We start from the raw sequence: 1335 nt of genomic DNA on the forward strand, positions 1-1335 counted from the left end.
TGTTACTCTGAAAGTATAAGTTCCAGCTGCAGTAGCAGTATAAGGTGATGTTGCAGGGAAGTATCCTCCTGCATTAAAGTCAACTTCGAATCCTGTGTAAGTAAGAGTACCCTGAGTTGCCGATAATGTAATAACAGCTGATCCTGCACAAGTTAAATCTTGTGTTAAAGAAGCTTGTAATAATAATTCCTGATTTAATTTGTAAGGGCTTGAAACGATACAACCGTTACCATCTTTAATATAGAATGTGTAGTTTCCTGGTGCATTCAATACAAAGTTAGGGCTAGATTGATATCCGTTACCAATGCTGTATGTTAGAGGCGCAACACCTGTTCCTGTAATTGTAATTGGAACTGGACCTCCTGTGTAACAGTATACTGAAGCAGTTAAATCAATTGTTGGCAATGCATCTGTAGCAATTGTAACAGGAATTTGAGTTCTACATCCATTCGCATCCAGTACATAAACATCCCATTGTGTATTTACAGCCGGAGATAATACTGCGCTTGCAATATTTGTGTAATCTGAAGCCTGTGGAGTAACTCCATTCTCAACAAATGCATAAGTATAGTTTGGTGTTCCTCCGTTTGCTAAAACAGTAACTTTTGCACCAAAATTACAATTTGCATTTATGTTGCTTACCACATTAAGACCTAGAGCTGTTGGCTGAGCCACAACTACTGAAGCAGTTGCTGTACATCCTGTGATTGCATCAGTAATAAGAACAGTGTATGTTCCCGGAACTAATCCTGTAACGTTAACTGTATTTCCTGTTATAGCTAATGTACCTGTTCCTGCAGTTAATACAGCTGTATAAGTACCTGTGTAATTTGCAACTGTAAATTTAACTGCTCCATTTGACTGTCCGTTACAAACCACATCACTTACTAATTGACCTGCAACTGTAATATTAGTTACTGGTTTAATAGTATATGATTCCTGGTAAGTACAGCCGTTAGCATCAGTTACCTGGAATAAGTAAGTGTCTGGGGTTAATCCTGCAAATACCGCTGAAGTTTGTTTCGCTACAGCGATTGGAGAAAGAATCTCATATTGAAGTGTTCCTACACCATTAACTACGTTACTAATTGTAACTGTACTTGTTGTGTTTACCGCTGGAGCACAATAAATTGGTGTTCCGTTAATATCCATATTTGTCGGCGCATTTAACGCTGGGATAGTAATAGTAACCGGCACTGCAATCATACAGTTGTTAGCATCTTTTACATAAGCTGTAACTAATCCTGCATTATAAGTAGTCAACGTATTTGTTGTACTATAATTTGTTCCATTGAAGCTGTATTGGTAAGGTGCTGTTCCTGTTCCCGCAGTTAC

The 1335-nt window shown here is 38.2% G+C and carries 1 pseudogene; it reads right to left on the bottom strand.

What is annotated here, in order from left to right:
- Positions 1-1335, bottom strand: a pseudogene (locus J2Y38_RS24560) (hypothetical protein); the annotation flags it as partial.

The organism is Flavobacterium sp. 2755 (genome assembly GCF_031455715.1).
Taxonomy (GTDB): Bacteria; Bacteroidota; Bacteroidia; order Flavobacteriales; family Flavobacteriaceae; genus Flavobacterium.